Source organism: Sporocytophaga myxococcoides DSM 11118 (assembly GCF_000426725.1).
GTDB lineage: Bacteria > Bacteroidota > Bacteroidia > Cytophagales > Cytophagaceae > Sporocytophaga > Sporocytophaga myxococcoides.
On sequence record NZ_AUFX01000004.1, the window covers coordinates 685,970 to 710,434 of the forward strand.

General features: G+C 37.6%; 19 protein-coding genes. 15 read left to right on the top strand and 4 right to left on the bottom strand.

The genetic code is table 11. The features are described from left to right. Positions 1 to 16 precede the first annotated feature (16 nt). The gene (gene gldB / locus K350_RS0105860; RefSeq protein ID WP_051312898.1) at positions 17 to 1,039 is read right to left on the bottom strand and encodes a gliding motility lipoprotein GldB; all 1,023 of its coding nucleotides are present in this window, start codon (positions 1,037 to 1,039) and stop codon (positions 17 to 19) included. A 62-nt stretch (positions 1,040 to 1,101) separates the two neighbouring features. On the opposite strand from gldB, the gene K350_RS0105865 reads away from it, so the two are divergent. Further along, positions 1,102 to 1,767 carry a porin family protein gene (locus K350_RS0105865; protein WP_028979108.1) on the top strand — a complete coding sequence of 222 codons (666 nt, stop codon included), beginning with the start codon at positions 1,102 to 1,104 and terminating at the stop codon, positions 1,765 to 1,767. A 41-nt stretch (positions 1,768 to 1,808) separates the two neighbouring features. Here the strand turns inward: K350_RS0105865 and K350_RS0105870 are convergent, their stop codons facing one another. The 3 genes from K350_RS0105870 to K350_RS0105880 form a co-directional block, all read right to left on the bottom strand. Beyond that, on the bottom strand, positions 1,809 to 3,362 hold the full coding sequence (locus K350_RS0105870; RefSeq protein WP_028979109.1) for an Rne/Rng family ribonuclease: 1,554 nt from the start codon (positions 3,360 to 3,362) through the stop codon (positions 1,809 to 1,811). A 215-nt stretch (positions 3,363 to 3,577) separates the two neighbouring features. After that, positions 3,578 to 4,405 (bottom strand): tetratricopeptide repeat protein, encoded by an 828-nt coding sequence (locus K350_RS0105875; RefSeq protein ID WP_028979110.1) that lies wholly within the window; start codon positions 4,403 to 4,405, stop codon positions 3,578 to 3,580. Between the two features lie 23 nt (positions 4,406 to 4,428). Then, the gene (locus tag K350_RS0105880) at positions 4,429 to 4,740 is read right to left on the bottom strand and encodes an HU family DNA-binding protein (protein WP_028979111.1); all 312 of its coding nucleotides are present in this window, start codon (positions 4,738 to 4,740) and stop codon (positions 4,429 to 4,431) included. A 140-nt stretch (positions 4,741 to 4,880) separates the two neighbouring features. On the opposite strand from K350_RS0105880, the gene mutY reads away from it, so the two are divergent. The 14 genes from mutY to K350_RS0105960 all read left to right on the top strand — a co-directional run bounded on the left by mutY (position 4,881) and on the right by K350_RS0105960 (position 24,428). After that, a complete protein-coding gene (gene mutY, locus K350_RS0105885) occupies positions 4,881 to 5,936 on the top strand; it encodes an A/G-specific adenine glycosylase (protein WP_028979112.1) in 1,056 nt (351 codons plus the stop codon). A gap of 53 nt (positions 5,937 to 5,989) precedes the next feature. Next, positions 5,990 to 6,424 (top strand): single-stranded DNA-binding protein, encoded by a 435-nt coding sequence (locus K350_RS0105890; RefSeq protein WP_028979113.1) that lies wholly within the window; start codon positions 5,990 to 5,992, stop codon positions 6,422 to 6,424. A 245-nt stretch (positions 6,425 to 6,669) separates the two neighbouring features. After that, a complete protein-coding gene (locus tag K350_RS0105900; protein ID WP_037574039.1) occupies positions 6,670 to 7,542 on the top strand; it encodes a CBS domain-containing protein in 873 nt (290 codons plus the stop codon). Continuing rightward, positions 7,526 to 8,116, top strand: coding sequence for a gliding motility lipoprotein GldD (gene gldD, locus K350_RS0105905; RefSeq protein ID WP_037574042.1), 591 nt, complete (start codon positions 7,526 to 7,528; stop codon positions 8,114 to 8,116). Before K350_RS0105900 ends, gldD begins: the two co-directional genes overlap by 17 nt. Before the next feature lie 54 nt (positions 8,117 to 8,170). Continuing rightward, positions 8,171 to 10,258, top strand: a complete 2,088-nt coding sequence (recG, locus tag K350_RS0105910; protein WP_028979117.1) for an ATP-dependent DNA helicase RecG — start codon at positions 8,171 to 8,173, stop codon at positions 10,256 to 10,258. Between the two features lie 184 nt (positions 10,259 to 10,442). After that, on the top strand, positions 10,443 to 10,907 hold the full coding sequence (locus K350_RS0105915) for an NUDIX hydrolase (protein ID WP_028979118.1): 465 nt from the start codon (positions 10,443 to 10,445) through the stop codon (positions 10,905 to 10,907). Positions 10,908 to 10,960: 53 nt separating this feature from the next. Next, a complete protein-coding gene (locus K350_RS0105920; RefSeq protein WP_028979119.1) occupies positions 10,961 to 11,419 on the top strand; it encodes an LEA/WHy family protein in 459 nt (152 codons plus the stop codon). Between the two features lie 223 nt (positions 11,420 to 11,642). After that, positions 11,643 to 12,848 (top strand): tetratricopeptide repeat protein, encoded by a 1,206-nt coding sequence (locus K350_RS0105930; RefSeq protein WP_028979120.1) that lies wholly within the window; start codon positions 11,643 to 11,645, stop codon positions 12,846 to 12,848. A 72-nt stretch (positions 12,849 to 12,920) separates the two neighbouring features. Continuing rightward, positions 12,921 to 14,066, top strand: a complete 1,146-nt coding sequence (locus K350_RS0105935) for a polysaccharide deacetylase family protein (protein WP_028979121.1) — start codon at positions 12,921 to 12,923, stop codon at positions 14,064 to 14,066. 352 nt (positions 14,067 to 14,418) lie between these two features. Then, positions 14,419 to 17,739: an eCIS core domain-containing protein gene (locus tag K350_RS30835; protein ID WP_051312899.1), complete on the top strand. Its 3,321-nt coding sequence runs from the start codon at positions 14,419 to 14,421 to the stop codon at positions 17,737 to 17,739. A gap of 69 nt (positions 17,740 to 17,808) precedes the next feature. Next, the gene (locus K350_RS0105945) at positions 17,809 to 19,092 is read left to right on the top strand and encodes a WG repeat-containing protein (RefSeq protein WP_162144136.1); all 1,284 of its coding nucleotides are present in this window, start codon (positions 17,809 to 17,811) and stop codon (positions 19,090 to 19,092) included. A 305-nt stretch (positions 19,093 to 19,397) separates the two neighbouring features. Continuing rightward, positions 19,398 to 22,973, top strand: coding sequence for an eCIS core domain-containing protein (locus K350_RS32520; RefSeq protein ID WP_051312900.1), 3,576 nt, complete (start codon positions 19,398 to 19,400; stop codon positions 22,971 to 22,973). Then, positions 22,966 to 23,763, top strand: coding sequence for a hypothetical protein (locus K350_RS0105955; RefSeq protein WP_028979123.1), 798 nt, complete (start codon positions 22,966 to 22,968; stop codon positions 23,761 to 23,763). The genes K350_RS32520 and K350_RS0105955 overlap by 8 nt, the downstream gene beginning before the upstream one ends. Before the next feature lie 50 nt (positions 23,764 to 23,813). Continuing rightward, positions 23,814 to 24,428, top strand: coding sequence for a hypothetical protein (locus K350_RS0105960; protein ID WP_028979124.1), 615 nt, complete (start codon positions 23,814 to 23,816; stop codon positions 24,426 to 24,428). Positions 24,429 to 24,465: the final 37 nt, after the last annotated feature.

Below are 24,465 nucleotides of genomic sequence, written 5' to 3' on the forward strand. Positions count from 1 at the left end.
CAGAGTTGGCTATCATTTATTTTTCAGTTGCCTTCTTTGGCTTGTATTTAGATTCATCAAAAATCTTTCTTGCATTTTTATCAGCCATAAGATCCTGAAGAGTAACATCCGGATGATCTTTCATATACTTTCTTACGATTTGCCATCCCAGCCAGCGACCAATGCGGCCAGGGCACTTCTCTCCTATTTCACTGATTTTTGGAGATTCGCCAATATATTTTTCAATGATCCTTGGCTTGGTTTCATAAAACAATTTCTTATCAATAAAATGACCCCAGATCAAATCCAGATTTTTTTCAATATCTTCTACTGTCTTTTCCGGATACATAATCAAAAGGCTGTCTTGTGTTTCCGGTAATACTCTCTCCATAAAATAAAGTGTTTTGCCATGATAGATCATATGAGCCAGCATAGTCTCGTCCTTCGAATCCACTTCATTGAATTTGTTTGAAAGCGCCATTGCGACCATTGGAGTGATGAAGGGCTTGTCATATCTGCTTAGGAAATAATCATATGTTACCGGTCTGAATTGAGCTTTAGGTCCGAGGAAATAATCGGAGCTTATTACAACAAGACTATCTGAAACAGAAATGTCTTTGTTGAATTTAAATCCAGTTATAATAGTGTTTACCTCGGGTGCATTATAATTTGGGTAATAAAATTTGATATTTTCAAAAAGATCGGTAAGCTGATCTTTCAAGTAAGGAGGTTGATTAATATATTTTTCAGACTCTTCGTAAAATGCTTTAAGCTGAGGGTTGCTATAAAGATTAAACATGAAATCAATCATTTTAGGATCAGCAGCAGCATTGGGCACCTCGAGGTATTCAGCACTAAAACGTGGGTGTTTTTCCAAAAAAACCTTAACATCTTCAGTGGTCTTCACGTTAAACAGACCTTGTGACAGATTTTCGTAGTGTATTTTGAGTTTTGGCTTTTCGTCTTGAGGAATAGTTATTCTTTCCTTTCCTTGATTGTCGTTTTTACAGGAGAACAGGACAAGGACTAAAAAGGCAAAAATGAAAAACCTGGGAAACATGTTATTAGAAATTAAGTATATATTTACACTGAACAAAATTACTTTTATCAAATCGTAAAACTATGAAAAAAGCATTTTTATTATGTTGTATTCTGCTTTTAAGCATTACATCATATTCGCAAGTGAAGTTGGGTCTTAAGTTTGCTCCGGGCTTCAGTTTTAACAGGGTTTCAGCGGACGACAAGGCTGGCGTTGATTTCAAAAAAAACGGCCTTGGAATAAGATTTATTGCAGGTCCGGAAGTTTACTTTTTGATTGGGGATAACGCTGCTTTTGTAACAGGAGTCTGGTTTTCTTCAAGAAGGGTAGGGATCAAATATGTAGGAGCTGGAACAACAACTAAAGAAACCTATAATCTTCAATATATTGCACTTCCTGCATATTTGAAGTTGTACACTAATGAGATTGCAACAGACATGAAGGTATATTTTAATGTTGGAGGCTCTTTTGATATTAAAATAAAGGACAACAATATTAAAACAGATTTGTCGGATCCTTATATCACCAAGTGGAGACCTATTGATGCAAGTATTCTTTTAGGAACAGGTATACAATTGCAAATGGGAGAAAGTACTTACCTTCTTGCTGGTATTAGCTATAACAGAGGATTGGTCAATGCTGCTTCAAAAAGGAGATTTGATCTTACTGATGTAAATGGAAATCCTATAGATCCCAAATTAAAAATTAACACTGATTTGATTTCTCTTGATCTTGGCTTGAGATTCTAAGAAATAGAAATAAAAAATCCTGAATGAACAGGGGGAAGAAATCAAACAATTTCGATTTCTTCTCCCTGTTCGTTTTTAAACTTAAATTCAGTAATTCCGAGAGAAGTATCTTTCTCCATTCTTATCCACCTCTGATATTTGAAGAACCATTTTACCCTACGGGACATAATTCCTTGGGTAAAATAAGCATGTAAATATGGGTGTAATGCAATACGAATATGTTTTTCGTTTTGCTTGTTAATGATGTATTCCAGATTGTTTTCCAGTTGGTCGGAAACGAGAATGCTGGCAGTAATTTTCCCGGTACCGTTACAAGTTGGGCAGGTTTCCAGGGTGCTTATGTTCATCTCAGGTCTTACTCTTTGACGAGTAATCTGCATAAGACCAAATTTAGATAGAGGAAGAATAACAAATTTAGCTCTGTCGTCCTTCATCTCTTCCCTCATTTTTTCATAGACAATTCTTCTGTTATCAGCTTTCTTCATGTCTATGAAATCTACCACAATGATACCACCCATATCTCTTAGTCTAAGCTGACGTCCGATTTCTTTGGCGGCTTCAAGGTTAACGGCAAGTGCAGTATTTTCCTGATCGCTTTCCGCATTGGATTTATTCCCGCTGTTCACGTCAATGACGTGGAGTGCTTCGGTATGTTCTATGATGAGGTATCCTCCGCCAGGCAAGCTGACCGATTTTCCGAATAGGCTTTTCAGTTGTTTTTCAATTCCTGCGGCTTCAAATAACTTAACTTTTCCCTGATGCAGTTTTACTATTTTCTCTTTATCCGGCGCGATAGTCTTGATAAAATTTCTGATTTCATCATAGCTTTCTTTGCTATCAATGGAAATAGTATCAAAGCTTTCATTCAGCATGTCCCTCAAAATAGAAGAAGCTCTGCTCAATTCGCCAATAACCAGATCTCTGGGTTTGGCAGTTTTCAGGGCTTTAAATCCATCTTCCCACTTTTTAACAAGCGTTCTAAGATCTCTGTCAAGTTCGGCAACATCTTTTCCTTCCGCAACAGTTCTAATAATAACGCCGAAGTTTTCGGGTTTAATAGAAGTTACAAGTCTGGTAAGTCGGAGTCTTTCGTCTTTTTCGGTGATTTTTTTAGAGACGCTGATTACATCAGAGAAGGGGACAAGCACAATGTATCTTCCAGCAAGAGAAATTTCACAAGACAATCTTGGCCCTTTGCTGGAAATCGGCTCTTTAACAACCTGCACAAGTATCTGCTGATTTTTAGTCAGCACCTGGCTTATTTTTCCATCTTTTGGAATATCTTTTTCCAGGTTGAATTTATTGAGCTTTGAAGTCGCTTTAGAGTTCGTCTGAACAAATTTTGAATATTTGGTCAGGGATTTAAATTGGGGGCCAAGATCTAGATAATGAAGAAAGGCGTCTTTCTCATATCCCAGATCTATAAAGGCAGCATTTAAACCAGGTACAAGTTTTTTAACAGTTCCCAGATAAATATCTCCCACGTTAAATTGATGTCCACTTGATTCAAAGTGGCATTCAATTAAACGTTTGTCTTTCAGAAGGGCAATACGATTCCCTTTCTGAGTAACATTAATTAGGAGTTCGTTACTCAAACCAGTTATTTTGTTTTAAAAAATAAACAAATAGAAATTACCAGTCCAAAAGAAACTATTGAACTGGCGGAAAAGTGGAAAACTGGAAACTGAAAAGGATTATTTTTTCTTGTGTCTGTTTTTTCTTAGACGTTTTTTCCTTTTGTGAGTAGCAATTTTATGTCTCTTTTTTTTTTTTCCGCAAGGCATAATCTGTAAATTTTATTTTGTAAACTTTATTTTAATTCCTTTAAATAACTATCGATGGTTGAAGCAAATACAGGATCTGTATTAAGCATCTTTGCTTTTTCAAAGTATTGTTTCGCTTCAGATCTTTTTCCCATTTCATACTGTGCAATCCCCATATATAAAAGACCAGCAGTATGGTTTGGGTTTAGTTTCAAAAGATCATTAAACCTCGAAATTGCCTTTTCATGTTGCTTGGATTGAAGGGAAAGAATTCCAAGATCAAAGATTGCAGCCTGGTTATTAGGCTCATCTTTCAGAACTTCTCTCAGCATCATAATGCCTTTCATCGGTTCAGGTCCTCCGACAAATGTCATGGCCATTTTGGCTTTAACATCATAAGATTTCGGATTGTTGTCCAGAATCTTCTCGTAAAAAGATCTGGACTTGGCACTGAAGTCCGCTTTTTCAGCATCTCCGGCAACAAGTGCAGCCTGATTGTAGGCGTCTCCTGCTTTTTCCCAGGTCTCCGGCTTTGGATCCAAAGCGGCAACTTCTCCTGAGAATTTAGCTGCACTATCAAAAACCATGGCTTTTAAATAGAGCCTAGAAATTGAGTCGGCAAATTTAAGCTTTTTTTCTTTATTAGAAAAGGAATAATAATTCTTTCTAAGAACCTCTATTTTTTCAAGGTCCTCCTTTTTAACAGATTTGGTATGCTCGTCTGGAGCAACAGGTGCGGAAACAGAGGCGTCTTGGGCTGTTTGGGTCGACGATTTTAATTGCTTGTCATTTTTTATAATGACCTTCGGCAATTGAAAAATCAAAACCACAAATATGGCCGAGGTTATTATCAGAGCTATTTGTGGTTTTGTCATTAGTTTATTTTTGTTCAAAACTACTAATTTCTTTCTTCTTTAACAGGACCTTCTTTAACAGAAGTTTTAATTTTTTCTACAAAAGTTTTAGAAGGCTTGAAGCTTGGAATAAAATGCTCATCAATTATGATAGCAGTATTTTTTGAAATGTTCCTTGCAACTTTCTTAGCTCTTTTCTTATTTACGAAGCTTCCAAAACCTCTTACATAAATGTTCTCGCCTTCAGACATTGTTGATTTAATAACATTGAAGAAAGCCTCTACCGTTGCAGAAACATCTGTTTTATCTACGCCGGTTTTTTCAGCAATTTCTGCGATTACTTCTGCTTTTGTCATAATTATAAATTATATTTAATTAATAGGGAAATTTTTAATACTGAATACTGAGCTGATTTACTTCGTAAGCAAATTTGGGAAATAAAAATTTGCACGGTGTTCCTAATTCTCTCTAAATCTTACTTTTGTAATATAATAACGTGGAAAACAAAGAATTCGTTTGTCAATTAATTACCTGGTACTCAAAAAACAAGCGTGATTTGCCTTGGAGAGAAACCCAAAATCCTTATATAATATGGCTTTCAGAGATACTTCTTCAACAGACTAGGGTAGATCAGGGCTTGCCCTATTTCTACAAATTCGTAGATAATTACCCTGATGTGAACAAGTTGGCAAATGCAGAAGAAAGGGAGGTTTTGAGATTGTGGGAGGGCCTGGGATATTATTCAAGGGCAAGAAACTTACATGCAACCGCAAAACTGATTGTGGAAAAATATAGTGGAATTTTTCCCCAAACATATAAAGAACTTCTGAAGCTTAAGGGAGTTGGTCCATATACAGCCGCAGCTATTGCCTCTTTTTCTTTTAATGAATCTGTAGCAGTTGTAGATGGAAATGTCTACAGGGTTCTTTCCCGAGTTTTCGGAATAGATGACGATATTAGGTCTCCTTCAGGGATTAAGAAATTTCGTGAGCTGGCAAATTTGCTGATCCCAAAAAAAGATCCTGCAACGTACAACCAGGCAATAATGGAATTTGGTGCCCTCCATTGTGTTCCGGCAAAACCAAAATGTGAAGATTGTCCGGTTTCCGCTCAATGCTATGCATTTTCAACAAATGCGCAATCTCTGCTTCCGGTAAAAAATAAAAAAATAGTAAAAAAGAACAGACACTTTAACTATTTGGCTTTTAGGTGGAAAGACAAGATTTTGATGAAAGAGAGGAAAAGTAAGGATATATGGCAAGGATTGTATGAATTTTATAATAATGAATCTTCTGAAATTCTTGATCCGGGGAAATTATTAAATAAGCTACCCTCAAAGGAGTTAACCGTGGTGAAATCCTCTGAAGTGATGAAACAGATTTTAACTCATCAAGTGCTTTTCTGCCAGGGCCATATTATTAATGTAAATTCCAAGACAGCATTTAACGCCATAAAAGGAGCATTAGAATTGAAGGAATTCTCTATTAATCAAATAAATGACCTTCCAAAACCTGTTTTGATCCAAAGATTTTTGAAGCAATGTGATTTTTAATTATCTTTAGCTCTATTATTATATTTAATTAATAAACCTTAAAACAATCAGCTATGAGCGGTGTAAACAAAGTAATTCTGGTAGGACGCCTTGGGAAGGATCCTGAAATCAGAGTAATGGAATCCGGAAGAAAGGTAGCAAGCTTTACCTTAGCCACTTCGGAAGTTTATAAAGACAAAAACGGAGAAAGAGTAGAACAAACAGAGTGGCATAATGTGTCATTTTGGGGGCCGATTGCAGATGTAATTGAAAAATATCTGAAAAAAGGCAATCAGCTTTATGTCGAAGGTAAGCTAAGAACGCGTTCTTATGAAGATAAGGAAGGCGTGAAGAAATATACCACTGAAATTATCGGACAAAATATGTCTATGCTAGGTGGTGGCGGAGCAAGACAGGCAGATGGAGGAGAAGCGAGAGCTTCATACAGCTCTGAGCCTGTAGCACAATCAGCTTCCGTAGACGATGATATGGATGATCTACCTTTTTAAATAATATTTTAAGTTTAACTTAACAAATAATAATATGGATTCGGATGAACCTGGCCCCGCCAATTTAAATAAGTTACCAGATTTTGTGCGTCTTAACTTTTTCACCGAATCATTAATTCCAAAAATATTTCATTATTGTAAGTTCCTGGTTATTTCTATCCAGACAGGCGTTTCTGTTTTGAATAAAAATAATTTCAGGAACTTATTCTTTTGCCAATACGGTTCACAATTAATGACAACTAATTATGGCTTATAATCCGTTTTCGTGGGTAATAAAGTCAATGTCGTTGCTTGAAAAGAGATTGGTAAAAACTAACCAATCGCCCTTAGATAAGATTAACGAAGAATTTGAGGCGGCAACCGGGGAAGAAACTACCGTTGAAGAAAAGGAAATGATCAAAGGTCTGGTCAAATTCGGAAAAACTTCGGTAAAGCAAATCATGAAAAGCCGCATTGATATTACCGCATTTAGTTCTGAGCAAACATTTAGGGAGGTATTGGAGAACATCAGCAAACATGGTTTTTCCAGAATACCTGTATACAAGGATGGTATTGACAATGTAGAGGGTATCCTTAATATAAAGGACTTGTTTCCTTATATCAATGAACAGGGCAATCCTGATTTTGACTGGCATAAACTCCTGCGTCCTGCTTATTTTATTCCCGAAACAAAAAAAATTGAAGACCTTCTGAAGGATTTCCAGCAAATGCGTCAGCATATGGCCATTGTTGTGAATGAATATGGAGGTGTTGCTGGTCTGGTTACACTCGAAGATATTATTGAGGAAATTGTAGGAGAAATTGCAGATGAGTTTGACGAGGAGGATCAAACTTATATTAAGGTAAATGATAACTCCTGGCTTTTCGAAGGTAAAATTTCTCTTAATGATTTCTGTAAAGTATTTGACCTGGATCCAGTAGTTTTCGAAGAGGTTAAAGGTGAGGCAGAATCTCTTGGAGGTTTGTTGCTTCAGCTGAACTCTGATCTTCCGGAGCTGGGAGATAAAATTATGTTTGAACGATTCCTTTTTACAGTAGAATCGGTGAATAACAAAACTATAAAAAAAGTAAAAGTATCAATTGTTGAGGCAAATGAGGTTAATGAAACAGGCAGCTAAACTTTTATCAGTTATTGTATCCGTAGCTGCATTATATTCCTGCACAGAACAAGAAGAATACACGCCAAAGCCAAAAGGCTATAACCGTATCGATCTTCCTAAAGCTGAATATGTAAAGTTAACAGAAGACCATCCTTACACTTTTGAAATTTCTAAATTTTCCGAGGTACTGAAAGACACTTCTCCTCTAGCTGAGCCTCACTGGATAGACGTTTATTATCCCGAATATAAATGCAATGTGCAGATTACTTATAAACCTTTGCATAACAATAAACAAACCCTTAACGAGCTCTTTTCTGATGCTCACAGATTAAAAGGTGGCCATCAGAAAAAAGCTACTTCTATAGATGAACTCGTTACCAAAACAGATAACGGCAAGTATGTTACTTATTTTGAATTGGAAGGTGAGGTCCCAAGTCAGTTCCAGTTTTATGTTACGGATTCTACAAAACATTTCCTGAGAGGAGCTTTATATTTCCGGACAGCAACTAAAAACGATTCTCTTTCTCCCGTCATTGAATATATGAAGAACGACATAGTTCATATGATGAACACCCTGGAGTGGAAAAACTAAAAAATTTAGTTTTCTTTTTATACCTTTATTCCTTTAAAGAATTCTAAAGGAATAATGGCTGGATTTTTCGAAACCAGAATCGAATTTTTAAAAGGAATTGGTCCGCAGAAGGCAGCTTCTTTAAATAAGGAGCTATCCATATTTACTTATGCAGACCTTATTCAGCATTATCCTTTCCGGTACGAAGATCGATCAAAAATCTATAAAATTTCCGAAGTCCATGAAGAGCTTCCCTATATTCAGATAAAGGGAAGAATTACAGGGATGTCTTCTGCCGGCGCTATAGCAAAGAAGAGGATCATGGCTGAGTTTTCCGATGGCACCGGCATTATTGAACTTGTCTGGTTTCAGGGGGCAAAATGGGTTGTAAGCTCATTAAAAACTGGAGTTGACTATTTGGTTTATGGTAAGCCAAATGTTTTTAACGGAAAAATTAATATAGTTCATCCTGAGATGGAGCTGTTTTTAGAGAAGTCTCCGGATAAAGGACTTCAGCCTGTATACAGTACTACAGAAAATCTAAAACGCAAACATCTAGATAGCAGAGCAATTTCCGGGCTTCAGGAAAAGCTTCTTGAGATTGCAGTGCCTGCAATTCAGGAGACTTTACCAATGGAGCTGATTATGCGCTATAAGCTTCTTTCAAAAAAAGAAGCAATGAAAAATATCCATTTCCCCGGTTCTCCAAGACTGCTTGATGAAGCAAAACGAAGACTCAAGTTTGAGGAATTATTTTTCATTCAGCTTCGGCTTTTCATGCAAAAGCAGATGCGTAAGGAAAATTTCAAAGGTCAGGTTTTCAGGAATATTCCCCTGCTGAATGAATTTTATAAAAACCACCTACCTTTTGATCTCACTGAAGCTCAGAAGAGGGTTGTAAGGGAAATTTACAAAGACCTGTGTTCTGGTAAACAAATGAACCGTCTTCTTCAAGGAGATGTGGGAAGTGGTAAAACCATTGTAGCTTTTGTATGCATGCTCATGGCCATCGACAATGGAGCCCAGGCAGCATTAATGGCCCCTACCGAGATTCTTGCAGATCAGCATTTCAAAGGGTTGAAAGAATTCGCCGACAAGCTGGGACTTTCAATGGCTTTACTTACCGGCTCAACAAAGCAAAAAGATAGAAAGGTTATTTTTAAGGACCTCGAGGAGGGAAAGTTAAATTTTATAGTAGGTACACATGCATTGATTGAAGACAATGTTAAGTTTCAAAATCTGGGCATTGTAATTATTGATGAACAACACCGCTTCGGTGTAGCACAAAGGGCGAAGCTGTGGAAGAAAAATGTTATTCCTCCTCACATTCTCGTGATGACGGCAACACCTATCCCTAGGACACTGGCCATGACGCTCTATGGAGACCTTGATATTTCTATCATAGATGAGTTGCCAAAAGGAAGGAAGCCAATTAAGACCATGCATCAGTTTGACAAGGATCGCATAAAACTTTTTGGTTTTATGAGAAATCAGATTGAAGAAGGACGGCAGGTATATGTGGTTTATCCATTAATAGAAGAAAGCGAAACGCTTGATCTCAAAGATCTGATGGATGGTTATGAAAGCATTAGCAGAGCCTTTCCGGATTATGCGCTTGGAATTCTTCACGGACGAATGACTCCTGACGCAAAGGATTATGAGATGAAACGCTTTGTAAAAGGGGAAACTAAAATTCTTGTTTCTACTACTGTTATTGAAGTTGGAGTGAATGTTCCTAATGCAAGTGTAATGGTTATTGAAAATGCTGAGCGATTTGGTCTTTCTCAATTGCACCAGCTCAGAGGACGTGTAGGAAGAGGATCAGATCAATCCTATTGTATTCTAATGTCTAATTATAAACTCAGCCGCGATAGTAAAGTTCGGCTAGAGACAATGGTTAAAACCAATAATGGATTTGAGATTGCAGATGTAGATTTAAAATTAAGAGGACCTGGAGACTTGGCAGGAACACAACAAAGCGGAGTCCCAAATCTTATGATCGCAGATCTGTCTCAAGATGCTGCAATAGTAAAGGAAGCAAGAAAGGCAGCAGAAGAAATTATCGACAAAGATCCTAATCTTGATAGTGACGAAAACAGGAATATTAAGCGGCAGATTAATTCTTTCTCCAAGAACGATTTAAACTGGAGCAGGATTAGTTGAGTTGGAAAAGGCGAAAAGCTGAAAGCACAAAGCTTAAAGTCGGTAGTTGTAGAGACGCCATGCTTGGCGTCTCACTGTCCATAAGGGGCGTAGGCGCCTAAGCGTGTTTTTGAGTTTAAGTGATAAAAATAAATTTTAATAATAATCTGTTCTGTCAGGAGCGTTCCCTTGTTAAATATATCTCATGAAAGTAAGTGCAGGCCTATTAATGTATGTTCTTCAGCCGGAGTTCCGATTGTTGCTTGCGCATCCGGGTGGCCCTTATTTTAAAAATAAAGATGAAGGCAGCTGGACTATTCCCAAAGGACAAGTAGAAGCGGAGGAGGAAATTATAGCAGCAGCTAAAAGAGAGTTTAATGAGGAAACCGGAATCCCGGTAAAAGATACCTTGATTGATCTTTCATTTGTTCGGCAGAAATCCGGAAAAAAAGTATATTGCTGGGCTTTTGAAGGGGAGGAGAAATCGGTGGAAAACTTTACCTCAAACTCTTTCGAAATAGAATGGCCACCAAGATCCGGAAAAATGGCTGTTTTTGTAGAAGTTGATAGAATAGAATTATTCACTCCGGCAGAAGCAAGAAAGAAAATAATGGAAGCTCAGATATCTTTTATTGATCGTCTGGAAGCCCATCTGAATAAGGAAGTATAAAAAGCTTAAACATCATTAAGAAACCGAAGTTATTTTTTTATCCACTGTATAACATGAAAAAAATAATCAATCTTTATCCTCTATTATTTGTTCTCCTGTTTGTTTGCTGCAAACCGTTCCAGGAAGTAAAAGTAACGCAAATAGAATCAGTTACATTGGCTGAAAGAACAAATACAATGGTGAAGGTAGATGTGGGAGTAAAAATCAATAACCCGAATGGTTATAGAATCAAAATTAAGAAAAGTGATCTTGAGGGTTTTCTTAATGGAAAATCTATCGGCAAGGTAAACATGGCCAATAGAGTCGTCCTTGACGCGAAGTCAGAAAAAAGCTATACAATGTCTTTTACAGCGGACATGACTCAGCTTATGAAATCATTGCCAGTGCTAATGATAACTAAATCTGCAGTAATTAATGTGAAAGGATATATTACTGCCAAGGTTTTTATTTTTCGAAAGAGAGTACCGGTTGATATGAAGGAACATTTCTCTCCGGATGATATTCAGTTTTAAAGAAGGCTTTTACAGACGCTTTTGATTTTGTTTAATCACTTAAGTATTAATTATAGTATACTTTTTATTTAACAGAATTTATTTGAGTTCGATCAACCAGGTCGCGCATTTTTATGCGCCTTTTTAATAATCTGAGTGATACCAACTTGGTGCCATTTGTTTCCGTATATTTTATTTTTATTAATATTCAAAACATAGTTAACAATCACCCACATTTAAAACCATGCGATACATTAAGTTCAGGAATCTATTTTTACTTGCCTTGACTACATTGGCAAGTGTTGCTCAATCATTTGCTCAGAATAAAACAGAAATACAGGTTTTGAGCGCTGTTGTTAAAGATAAAACGATTGAAGGGGCAACAATAATTTTCCAAAAGAATGGAGAAGCTTCCGTTACAGCTGTGACAGATCCTTCGGGAAAAATTAGTATACCTTCTCCTTTTGGAGGTGTTGACGATGCTTCTGTTACTCTTATTATTAAGAAAGAAGGTTATTCAACATTGGTTACCAAAGGTCCGGTTAAAGGTCTTACCTATGCTCTAAGTCCTACTATGACTGAGTTGGACGGATTGAGAGTTGTGCTTAACTGGGGTAACAGTCCTCAGGATCTTGATTCACATTTATCTTATCCTGGAAATCATATTTTCTTTCAAAAAAAGAAAGGGTCAAGAGCAAACCTTGATGTTGATGACACTAACGGATATGGGCCGGAAACTGTCACTATTGAAAAGAAAGCTCAAGGACAAAAGTATGTTTATGCAGTGCATAATTTTTCTGATGGAAGTGTAACGGGAAGCCATAGCCTTTCTTCAATCAGCAATGCAAAAGTATTTGTATACATAGGAAATACACTGGTACGTTCTTACGCTGTACCAAAAGGTAACAAATCAGGTAATTTGTGGACTGTTTTCATGATTGATGAAAATGGAGCATTTGTAGATATAAATAAATTTCAGGATGTTGCTTCTGATAATGTAGAAAGAGTTCTTGAAGCACAAAGAGGTCCGAATGCTGCTGGTGGAGAGCCGGTGATTTCACAGCAAGATGTTGATGCTTCTGCCAGAATTAACAGAAAAGGAGAAGAAGCTTACCATGCAGGGAACCTGGAGGCATCTGTTGAATTTTATCAAAACGCCATTGAGCTTGACCCTAACAATGGACAGGCTTATAGCAACCTTGGCCTTTCTTTCCAAAAGTTAAATAGAGTTGCTGAGGCAATTTGGGCAAACAGAAAAGCCATTGCTTTGGCACATGGTCCTCAAACCAATACCATTCAGGCGAGCTCTTATTACAACATTGCTAAAATTTACGAAAGTCAGGGACATTGGGAAGACGCCCTTCAGCACTATACCTGGGCAAAGGAAAGGAAGCAAAACACTGCGTATGATAACGGCATTCAGCGAATGAAAGATAAAACCGGTAAATAGTTTTTCATAGAATCTCCTCCATCGGGGGAGATTTTCTTTTTATATATTTTTGAATTTAATCTGATCAGTTCCATGAATTCTTTGTTGAAAAGAATCTTTATTATTTTTCTCCTGCAAGTTTCTTTTGCTTCCTCGCTGTTAGCGGGAGGTCCGAAAAAAATAGCCAAAATAAACAGAAGCTTATGGCCGTATCAGATTAACTCTGTTTACGAATTCGATTTTGCATCAAGGATGGAAATGCTTGTTTTGATCAATGTTCTGGACGATCAGGATAAATGCAATCATATTGATTCCCTCAAGAAATACCTCGGATTAGAGAAAGTTGCTATAGAGTCTGTTAATAAATGGAAAGAGCAGACAAAAGAAATTTTACAAACGAATTTCAAAAGTCTCACACCTGCGGGAAAACATGATTTTGTTGTAATTCCTACACCTATTTCCTGGATGGGATTAGTGAACTCATCCAAACAACAGGAGAAGGCCATGCCGGATAACCTTAAAGCTTGGTACACTGAAGCAAAGGAGTTTTATAATAGTTATGTATATGAGCAAATGCGACTTGCTGCACTTTTTCCCCGCACAACAAGTGAAATATTGAATCTGGATACAGATGAAATTAATGGGAATAATTTTGGAGACAAGCAGTTCTTACTCACATTTGATGACGGTCCCACTCACGTTAATGGTAATACTGATAAACTCATTTCTACTCTGAGACAAAATAATATCAATGGAGTATTTTTCGTATTAGGCGATATGTTTTATGCAAGAAGAAAGGTTACTTCTGATGATAGACTAAAAGCTTTATATGGAAAAAATATTGTCGGTTCACATGGTAAAGTTCATAAGTCTCACCAGAAGTATCCTGAATGGAAGTCTTCCATTTCATTTACTGCTAACATTATCGACAGTGTTATACCTGAAAGAAAGAAGAGCATGTACTTTCGGCCTCCTTATGGACAAAGAACACAGGAGGTGATAAATTTTCTTGAGCAGAATAATTCTAAGGTTATGTTATGGAATATAGACTCACAGGACTGGAATGCAAAGATCTCTTCCAGTGAGGTTGCAGATAGAATAATAACCCTTATGCTTGTTTGGAGAAAAGGCATTTTATTGTTTCACGACATACATCCGAAAGCAAATCAAGCATTGCCTTTGATCTGGAAGCAATTAAATAAAGCAGGTGTTACCTGGCTTGATCCCAATAGTCTTTAAGAATCATCTTTTATGTGAAAGATATCTCATTTCATCCACAAACTAAAAAATACCCGAGGCCCTCAGATTACTTCTAATTGGCCCCAAAATTCACAGTTTTTATTTAATTATTAGCCTTTGATAATCAGAAGGTTTTAAGGTGTCATATTAGTCGTTGACGATAAAATCTGAAATATGTGTCAAAGTTTTTCTAATTCCCTCCATAAATTGATACATTAGAGATCAGTTACTTATATTTTGAAATCGAAGCAGAGGGCTAATTTTTTGAAACATTGACATTTTTGGTATGGTTAACCTGTTTCTTGATTGCTCTCGCTTTTGTATAAATTTTTAATAGAAAAATTGCTCAGTTATGGGGGAATTTTTAAACAGAAGTCGTCAGAACTCCGATAGAAAACAAAATCTTCATCATACTCAGCAAGCCCAAACCAATGGCCACGAGCAAAAGCTTGTTCAAAAAGCAGAGGCAGGTCCGGAACAGGAGACATTATCAGAGTCTCCACTAGCAGAGGTGCTTCAGCGAAAATGGGATGGGGATGAGGGTGGAGAAGACAAGAATAAACCTCGTGGTCCTGTTCCACAAATGCGGGAGGAAGAAGAGGAGCCGGTTCAAAGGTATGGTCCTGTGCCATTACAACTTCAGACTGATTTAGAGGAGGAGCCTGTACAGCGCTATGGTCCAGTGCCCATACAGTTACAGGAATCAGAAGAAGAACCTGTTCAGCGTAAAGGTCCTGTTCCATCAATGAACCATTCGGAAGAGGCTTCTCAAAACGACTATACTTCATCATCTGACAAGATGCCAGCGTTAATACAAAAGAAAATGGAGTCATCTTTTGGAGAGGATTTTTCTGATGTAAACATTCACAAGAATTCATCACAATCAAAAGACCTTAACGCATATGCCTATACACAAGGCAATGATATACACTTTGCTCCCGGCAAGTATAATCCTGAATCACAGAAAGGTCAAGAGCTCCTTGGCCATGAACTAACTCATGTTGTTCAGCAGCGTGAAGGAAGGGTACAGCCAACCGTTCAGAAGAAAGGAGTAAATATCAATGATGATGAAGGACTGGAGAAAGAGGCTGATGAAATGGGAGAAAAAGCAGCAAAGGGGGAAAAGACAGCAAAAGTTGGAGCTGTGGCACCAGCCTCATCTTCTGAAGATAGTCCTGTACAAAGGTTTGAAGCACCCGGTCATGAGGCTGCTGAAAGAAGGGCTCTAACAGAAAAGAGGACAGACGGACAGGAGTTTAGCAATGAAGAGGTGTCCATGACTTATTTCGGAAACTGGATGAGAGATATGAATCAGGTTATGGTGCCGGCTTTTGCAGATGCCATTGGTAATGATGGAGCCTTTGCCCTTATCAAGATTCTGGCCCTTAAGAAGTTTGGAAGAGAGATTAATCCTGAACTATTTGGGTATTATATTCCATCAGAGCATATAGATAACCCTGCAGGTCAAGTACCAGGTGCTGATTATTTTACATCTGCTCCTGCAGTAAGCAGTAATCTTAATAATTCTGGAGAAAAAGACAGATTTGGAACAGAGAAGTATCCCGAAAGGCCAAGTGAATATGTCACTTCTCAGGAGAACACAGATCCACTTACAGGATCGGTTTTAGGTGCGAATATTTTCTCTGTGGATGACAGTGGGGTGATGGCTTATATCAGGAGAACCAATATGCACGTGGAAAAAAGACTTGAGCTTGCTGCATTAAAAGGCAGGTCATCTGAAGGACTTGTACATTTTGGAGCAGCTATGCATGCTGTAGAAGACTTGTTTGCTCATTCCAATTATATTGAGATTGCATTGAATAAAATTCTTCAGGAAAATCCTCCGATCAAAGATGATGGATCTCCCGGCGTGCTTCCGGAGCTTAAAGGAGAGGAGCGCCAGGTACAAACGCTTTCTTCTAAAACAGCAGATGGAAAACCAACATTGGTAACAGGTACTTTTACCAGTCTGGATACACTTGAGTCTGTTGGAAGTGAAGGTGTTAAAATGCTGAGAATGGGACTTGCTCCTGCCGGATCTGAAGGAGAAAGAAAGGCTCAGGAAGCACTAGTGAGCGCTTCTCTGAAAAAAATGGATGCACTAAAATCAAATCCTGCGTTAAGGGCTAAAATGGTAAAGGCTATTGAGGGAGCCCAAATCCCCATTATTTCAGGGCTTGGGAAAGATAATATCGACACGGTTGTTAAATCCGGCAATGTAAGTGACCTTTATGAACTCATCAGACAAATAAACAAGTATGTTCCGGTGCTTGATATTCTTGCTCCAGTACACAATGCAATTGTAGCAACAATAAATACTACGGTACTTAAGCCTACATCCGACAGAATAGAGAGTCAGATGCTTGGTGTAAAAGTTCAGGATACTCCACTGTACAAAGGACAAAAAGAGGTGAATGAAATTGTAAATGCTGGAGGAAATAAGTTTAGTCCAATGCAGGAAATGACAGCATCGATAACCGGAGAAGCTCCTGATCCAAAGAAGAATCTTGCAGATGCCCAGAAACGTCAAGCACTTCTGAATAACACACCATCAAAGGTACTAGCAAATGCATCACATTCACAGTTAGCAAAGGATCATACAAATAGTATATTCTTCGGACTGGCCTTTAAGCTGGCAGTAGAAGCGGATAAGAAACTGCGGGATAAAATGCTTGCAGTGTGGTCCGGGTCTCCGCAAGTAAAAGACCCACATGTAGAAGAAGCCAAGACCTTCAGAGAAGAAGAAGCAAAAAGAGCCAAAGACGATAGTTTCTTTAGTCCCGTGAAAAACTGGCTTGCTCCTGAAGCCAGTGATAATGTGAAGATGGCTGAAGCGAGATCTAAACAGGATTCTGTATCTTTAAAATATGGAAAAGAAGTTTATAATGAAGGTAAAAAACCTGGTCAGGAGTATAATCTTCAGGAAATGCGAGATGATTCTGCCAACAGGATTTTAGCGATATCTTCAACAATAAAAGGAATCGCAAATGCTCCGGGCAGTGCATCAAAATCCATTGGTGAGCTAAAGAAAGCTATGGGGAATAATAAGATTGATAACGCTGATGCAAATAAGTTTTTGGATAAGTCAATGTCAGAAACGGCAAGTGCTCAGAATACTGTTGATGCAAATTCACTCGTGAAAGAGTTAATAAAATCTTCTGACGATTTTGCAGGATGCGCACAATTAGTAAGGACTGCTGATACTTTGCAAAAGAGAGAAAATGCTTATAAAATGTTGGGGCAGGCTAAGGTTAAACTTATTCAGGTAATTAAGGTGATAGCAGCGAGTAAAGATAGAGATACTTTTGGGTTACCTGCCTTTGCATCCTTGTTAGTATTGATTGACAGAGAGATGGCTGTGGTTGCTCCCGCCTATACAACAGAGCAACTGCGGCTATTGAACGATCCAAATCCATCCAAAGCGTTACAGAATTCAATAATAACGCTTCCATCTCTTTCCAGAGTGGATTCATTACCAGTTAATGACAGCCAAAAACAAGCAATCAAAGATCTGTTGCAAACATCAAGAGAAATAATAGATCATCCTTTTGATTCTACCTGGTGGAAGCAACACGTCATCAGTTTTATAAGTCAGCATCATGACCAAATTTTGGAGGAAATTAAAGCAAGAAACGCTGGTTATGCTAACTTTGGGGGCGAGCATCATCATTAATAATTTGTAATAGAGTTCATGAGGAATTTTGTATTTCTGGTTTTTTTAATAGGTCAAGTATTGCATGTCATGGGACAGAAGTCAAACATTGATACTTTGACTCGTTTTAGGGTTAATAAGAAAGCTGGAGTAATTGACAACAAAGGGAATGTAATAGTAAAGCCAATATATGATCTTCTAGTTCTTTCCTGCAGAGACAGCTTGATTGCGGTTACAAAGAATGAAAGAGATGGTTTTATAGACAGAAATGGAAAAGTCGTGATACCACTTATCTATAAATTTGCTTTTTCATTTCATAATGGACTTTCATTGGTCCAGGACACCATTGGGAATTCAGGTTTTATAGACGAACGGGGAAAGGTTAGAATTCCATTAATTTACGGTGCATTTACTTTTGATTCTTTCAAAAGTATTTATTCTTCAGGGTTAATACGAAAGGCGACTGACATGATGTTTGGCTATGTGGATAGCTATGATAAAACAGTTATTCCTTATGAGTATGAAGAGGCAGAAGTATTTTTAGATAATAATGCCATTGTAGGTAAGAAGGATCAATGGTCGATAGTGCTGTATGGCACAATTAATAAAAATAACCAGGTTCAGATTCCTCTGGAGTACAACTATCTCGAATATCAGTACAACGGTCTTTATTTTGCCGGTAAGTTTTTCAACTTTGGTAAACCAGATTATCACTATGCGATGGGCTGTGTAAATAGCAGGAATGAAATAGTCGTACCATTTAAATATGACTCCATTCAGTTAAGACAAAAGCATTTGTATATCAAAGGCAATGAATGCCATGAGCTGGAGCTTGAAAACTATATAGCTTGTAACATAAGAGAGGAAGGCTGGCGTATTGTTGATATAAGAAATGGAAAAGAAACAGCATGCTGTTATAAAGACGTTGGCGAGGTCAAAGGCGGTTATCTTGAAGTTATGAATGATAAATGGGGTTTGGTTGATAGCCTTGGAAACATGAAGATCTCATTGATATATGACTTTGTTCAGATTTATGATGATGCAGTTGTTGCAGTAAGAAAGAATAATAAGTGGGCTTACTTTAAAACAGATGGAACGAAGACTGCTGACTTTGTCTATGATTATGTAACAGAGTTCAGATTAGGTTATGCACTTGTTAAACAAAATGGAAAGTTCCATCTGATAGACAGAACAGGAAAATTAAAGCTTGCTAATTATCCGATGGATGTAAAAGAAGGAGCGTACATTCATCATCCTGTTCAGGGCAACAATACTTTGTTGTTTTGTAAGAAAGGTAAATATGGTTTAATGAACATGGAAGGTAAGATTATCTTTCCTGCAAAATCAGAAGAGGCTATACTGTTTGTGCGCTGATTTTTTTGATGATTAAACGTTTTAAACTGAAAAACGTTTTTATAACGAATATCATCATTCATAATTGATACACATATACCAATGGTATATACCAGTTCGAGATATATAAAATTAATTTTACTTTGACAGTTGTTGGTATGTGTTAGTTTTCTGCAATAACAAATATTTGTTTTCAAATGAATTCCAGGATGTTGGATGTTGTATAAAAAATCAAGCAGGTATAATATCAGAAATTTGAAAAGATTAGTTTATATTTATTTTTAAGAGAAGAAAGTTTTTTCAATTAGTTTTTACCAGAGTTAGTTATGGGTGATTTTTTACATAAAAGTCTTCAGAACTCCGACAGAAATCAAAATCATCATCAGTCCAATCAGACCCAGACCAAGGGTTCTGAACAAAAACCCATTCAAAAAGCTGAGGCAGAAGCAGAGCATGAATCAATAACAGAATCACCTGTAGCAGAAGTGCTTCAAAGAAAATGGGATGGAGATGAAGGCGGAGAAGATAAGAATAAACCTCGTGGTCCAGTTCCACAAATGAGAGAGGAAGAGGAGGCACCAGTTCAAAGATATGGTCCGGTACCGATGCAGTTCAAGACGGATTTAGAGGAAGAACCTGTCCAACGTAAAGGTCCTGTTCCGCCAATGAGTTCAGATGTGGAGGAACCTGTACAGCGTTATGGTCCGGTGCCAACGCAGTTACAGGAATCGGAGGAAGAAGAACCAGTTCAGCGAAAGGGCCCGGTTCCGTCTATAAACCATGGAGAAGGGATTTCACAAAACAACTCTAGCTCAGCATCCGGCAAGATGCCATCTTTAATACAAAGAAAGATGGAGTCTTCTTTCGGACAAGATTTTTCTGATGTAAACATTCACAAAGATTCATCACAATCAAAAGAGCTTAATGCATATGCGCATACACAGGGCAATGATATCCACTTTGCTCCCGGTATGTATAACCCTGAATCGCAGAAAGGTCAGGAGTTGCTTGGTCATGAATTGACACATGTGGTTCAGCAGCGCGAAGGAAGAGTGCAGCCAACAGTTCAGAAGAAAGGCGTAAACATCAATGATGATGAAGGACTGGAGAAAGAGGCGGATGAAATGGGATCAAAAGCTGCGAAGGGGGTGGAGACCGGGACTGTTCAAAGGGCTACGGGAGACGGTGTGCAGCTCAAGGCTTTAGAAGCAGATAAGGTAGATGCCTATTTCAAAGACTATGAAAAGTTTGCTCAGGATCAGCTGGATCACTGGTATTCAAAAAAGACAATTGCAGATGATAAGAAGCTGACAGGTGCAATGTTTTCAAAGGCTGCGAAAAAAGTTTATGATGAGAAAAAAGATCTAAGCTTTGTGGTACCTGTTGAATACGCACTTGCACAGGCAAGACTTGAAGGGGGTTTGATGGGCAAGGAACGGACAGAAGGGAACATATTCAATGTCGGTGCATTTGACAGTGGAGTCACATCGACGGAGCAAGGCATCAATGATAAGGAAAAAGGATTTGATGCTTATTACAAGCTTATGTCAGATAGTTTCCTCAATAATAAAACAGCTGACACATTGCTTGAGAATGGCAATTTCACAACAAAGAGCGGAGGTGTATACGCGACTAACCCTTTCTACGAAATTGAAATTAAGGCAGAAATTGGTCTGATGCATTACAGAGATTCTGAGTATGCATTATCCGGAACTGTAGGAAAAGGAAAGAAGAATGAAGCTCATGATGTAGAAATTGTTGGGGGATTATTAGCACAGCTGGGCTACATAACAAAGGATAAGGTAAAAGATACCGATGCCGTTTGTGCTGCTATCCTTGAATTCCAGACAAAAGAGCTAGCCCCGGAAGACGAAGAATGGTTTAAAAAACGAATGGACCTTGTGACGAATGCGACGGACAAGGAAAATATGAATATTAAGCTGAAGAATAATAAAGATGGTATAGTTGGCAAAGAGGGAACCACAATAGGATTGCTATACTTCAAAACAATTCTTAGCAGTAAAATTCCGGATTTAAAGGGCAGTGAAGGTACAAAAGAAGAAAATACTGCTGTTGAAACCGTTGTGAATAATGCCTCCGTAGTAAGCACACCTTCTGCGGAAAGCAGCGCAACTCCGGCGACACCATCAGATGTGAAAGTCGGAGTGAAGGATGGGCAGCCTGTTGGTAGCAAATCAGATATCATTAAGATACAGAAATCATTAAAAGCTCTGGGCTATTACCATGGAACTGCTGATGGCTTTATTACAAGAAAAGATGGTTCAGAAAGCGATACCGTTAAGGCTATTAAAAAATTCCAGAAAGATCATCAACTTTCTGAAAGTGGTAATATTGATGCAGGCACGGATGCAGAAATTGTAAAAGCTGTTGCTGCATTGCCTGCTGCTCCTGCTGTTACAACTCCTAAGGTAAAGGCAGCAACTAAAACCACACCAGCTACAAAAACCAATACAAACAAGCCAGCGGTTAAACCAGAGGCAGTGCCAGCAAAAAGTGCAGAGCAGATCTATAAGTTACATGGAGGAGAGATGCTGGCAATAGGTAAAGAGATGCTTACGGTATCAAAATCAAATCCTGGACTTGTTATTAAGATGCTTGATTATCTCAGCTGGTATGAAAAAGATAATCTTGCATATAATCTTAGCTCTCATCTTTCAGAATCGGATCTTTCTTCTATAGATAAGAAACTTGTTCAAAGGCTTTATAATGAACTTGACTCGGGATATACAAGTGATGCAGAGCAGAAGCAGCTAGATAAGCTGAATAAGTTTTTACCAAAAGCTGAAGTAGCAAAAGAAGTAGTTAAGGAAACTAAAAAGGAGACTAAGCCTAAAGTTCAAAATTCCAGTCTTGAAATTAGTGGAAGTGTAGGTAAAGGAGGAGACAATAAAGCCAAGGATGTGCTTAAGATTCAAGGCTTTCTTGTGAACTTTAATTATCTGGCATCTTCATCTGAAGAAATTACAGCTGTAAAAACATCGAATACCCAAAACCCTGAAACGAGGATTGATGATAAGAATCTGAAAGATACAATCGAGGCGATTAAGCAGTATCAGAAGTATGGTGCAACCACCAGCGCGTCTGTTGCATCTCAGGACGGTAAGATTTCTAAGGATAAGTATACTCACACTTCAATGAAAGAGATGAACAGAATTTATAATCAGTATAATGATCAGAAATTCGAAGGAGTAATAGCTAATGTTCTTTCAGATAGTCAGTGGAGAACGCAGTTCAGATATGGGTATAATTACAGAAATGGAGAAGACAGCAAGGAAAAGGAATACATAGATTTTGTAAAAGAAACAACAGGCTATGATGATCCGGCAGATTTACATAAAGCTTCTAATGATAAAATTAACAAGGTGAAGAATGAATTTGAAGGAGCAACATGGTGGGATACTGAGGGCGTTAAAGATAGTTCAATCAGAACAAGTCAAAAAGCAAGAGAAGCAAAACCAAACTATGTCTGTTGCTGGGATACTGCAAAGCTGATGCTTGGTTTCAGCGGAGCAACAGAAAAAGGAGATAATCATAAGGTTCAAACTTTTGTGAAAGATTCTCAAAGCGGGAAGTTTACCAATCAGGCAGAGCTTGGAGTAAAGTACATCGACGCTCAGTTGAAGAGTGGCAAGGCTGTGTTTGTTGGAATCGAAAAAGGAGCTGACAAAACTATTAATGAAGGAACCACTGACCATTATATTATTATTGTTGGAAAAGGGAAAGATGGTGACAAATGGTACTATAATTATTTTGATCCAGGAACAGTAAATAAAGCAAATGGGTACAACAAAGATAAGAATAGGCTTTATATTGGAAGTGACAAGAAAACTGTTGAAAATGGGAAAACGAAACTATCGCAAATAAGAGTAAATAATGAATAAGAGAAAGAGCATAATGGCAGCATTACTTGCTAGCCTCGTATTTTGCACAGCATGCAAAAGCGTTCCTGAAAAAGAAAAAACAGAACAAGCAAAAGATTCAATACCGATGGCCACTCAAGGCAAGAGCGATAAAATCATTTCAATAAAAACCAAACAGGTTCAGTTTCCTGAGTTCTCTATACTGGGAGACTTTAAGGCAGAAGTTTCTTTTGACAAAGTAAAGATTGCAGAGGTTAAAGTTTTTTCATCTAATAACAACGTTTATACGGAGACAGGAAGAACAGTTTTAACATATACTGCAATTGGAAAATTGGAAAAAGAAATCCGCATTCATTATGGTACAGAACCGTCAAAGGCGGACACTTTTCTGTATGAGAAGAACGATGAAGGATCACAAAGATCGGTTAAAGGTCCATATGAAACAGAAGTTGAACAGGATGATAATGGGATGATAATGAAGCGGATTGACTTTTCTGGTGAATTTCGTGATCATGTTTTAAATTATTATTCAGTTAGCAGAGATCAAAAAGGAAATGAAGAAGGAGCTCTGTTGGTTGAGGTTATAGGAGAAGATGCTGAAGTAAAGAAAATTAAGTTTGAATATACAGAGTTTGATCAGAAGGGGAACTGGGTAAAAAGGAAACGATTGACGGAATCAGTTTTCTATAGTGACAAAGAATTTGATGATTTCTATTTCGGAAGAAAGGATATTACTCAATTGCACTTTCCGATAACTTTTGCCGAAACCCCATACGAAACGATTGAAGAACGGGAGATTATTTATGAATAAAAGATCATTAGGATTTAGACATATTGTTTTTGTATAAAGTGAAATTATAAATGAATACAAGAGTTCTTAGTTTATTATTACTCATTACACTTTTTGGTTGTAAGCCAAGCACAGAAGGAGATAGCAATAAAACCGGTTTGCCTGATACTATTGCAGCGGAGTCTTCAAATCAAATAATACAATCTGAGTCGGATACATCTTCTGCAGAAATTCAACAAACAAATGAAGCATCTTCACTTCAATACGAATCGTATTGCAATGACAGATGGAAGTTATGCATGCAATTGCCCAAGGATCTTTTCGTACACAAAGGAAATACATGCAGTACTGTTGTGTGTGATGAATTCTTATCTAAAAATTCCCTAATATCATTTACTATCCATGAAGATATAAGTGAGTTTGAAAATTATAAGGATAAAGAATATTCCATGGAGGAAATCCTGAACCTTTATAAAAGTGTAGCACTTGGTGAGCAAGCTAATGTTGATTCGAGTTATATTGGAGAAGAGTCACTTTATTTTTCCGGAAAGAAAGATAATGAGTATAAAGTGAGAAAGATGATTATGAAGGATAACTCTTGCATCAATTTCACTATGGAATTTCCAGCTGACAGCATAAATATTTATAAACCCATAGCCTATAAGATTTTTAATTCGATTAAATAGAATAGATTCTGACAAATGCAGGTTTTTCTGTAAAAAT

What these genes read in the sequence shown, in the direction of transcription:
- K350_RS0105875 (WP_028979110.1), bottom strand. Translation starts at nt 4,405, where the DNA reads ATGACAAAACCACAAATAGCTCTGATAATAACCTCGGCCATATTTGTG.
- K350_RS0105935 (WP_028979121.1), top strand. Translation starts at nt 12,921, where the DNA reads ATGAATTCTTTGTTGAAAAGAATCTTTATTATTTTTCTCCTGCAAGTT.
- K350_RS0105900 (WP_037574039.1), top strand. Translation starts at nt 6,670, where the DNA reads ATGGCTTATAATCCGTTTTCGTGGGTAATAAAGTCAATGTCGTTGCTT.
- K350_RS0105920 (WP_028979119.1), top strand. Translation starts at nt 10,961, where the DNA reads ATGAAAAAAATAATCAATCTTTATCCTCTATTATTTGTTCTCCTGTTT.
- K350_RS0105915 (WP_028979118.1), top strand. Translation starts at nt 10,443, where the DNA reads ATGAAAGTAAGTGCAGGCCTATTAATGTATGTTCTTCAGCCGGAGTTC.
- K350_RS0105945 (WP_162144136.1), top strand. Translation starts at nt 17,809, where the DNA reads ATGGGACAGAAGTCAAACATTGATACTTTGACTCGTTTTAGGGTTAAT.
- gldD (WP_037574042.1), top strand. Translation starts at nt 7,526, where the DNA reads ATGAAACAGGCAGCTAAACTTTTATCAGTTATTGTATCCGTAGCTGCA.
- K350_RS0105955 (WP_028979123.1), top strand. Translation starts at nt 22,966, where the DNA reads ATGAATAAGAGAAAGAGCATAATGGCAGCATTACTTGCTAGCCTCGTA.
- gldB (WP_051312898.1), bottom strand. Translation starts at nt 1,039, where the DNA reads ATGTTTCCCAGGTTTTTCATTTTTGCCTTTTTAGTCCTTGTCCTGTTC.
- K350_RS0105930 (WP_028979120.1), top strand. Translation starts at nt 11,643, where the DNA reads ATGCGATACATTAAGTTCAGGAATCTATTTTTACTTGCCTTGACTACA.
- K350_RS0105960 (WP_028979124.1), top strand. Translation starts at nt 23,814, where the DNA reads ATGAATACAAGAGTTCTTAGTTTATTATTACTCATTACACTTTTTGGT.
- K350_RS32520 (WP_051312900.1), top strand. Translation starts at nt 19,398, where the DNA reads ATGGGTGATTTTTTACATAAAAGTCTTCAGAACTCCGACAGAAATCAA.
- K350_RS0105890 (WP_028979113.1), top strand. Translation starts at nt 5,990, where the DNA reads ATGAGCGGTGTAAACAAAGTAATTCTGGTAGGACGCCTTGGGAAGGAT.
- recG (WP_028979117.1), top strand. Translation starts at nt 8,171, where the DNA reads ATGGCTGGATTTTTCGAAACCAGAATCGAATTTTTAAAAGGAATTGGT.
- K350_RS0105865 (WP_028979108.1), top strand. Translation starts at nt 1,102, where the DNA reads ATGAAAAAAGCATTTTTATTATGTTGTATTCTGCTTTTAAGCATTACA.
- K350_RS0105880 (WP_028979111.1), bottom strand. Translation starts at nt 4,740, where the DNA reads ATGACAAAAGCAGAAGTAATCGCAGAAATTGCTGAAAAAACCGGCGTA.
- K350_RS30835 (WP_051312899.1), top strand. Translation starts at nt 14,419, where the DNA reads ATGGGGGAATTTTTAAACAGAAGTCGTCAGAACTCCGATAGAAAACAA.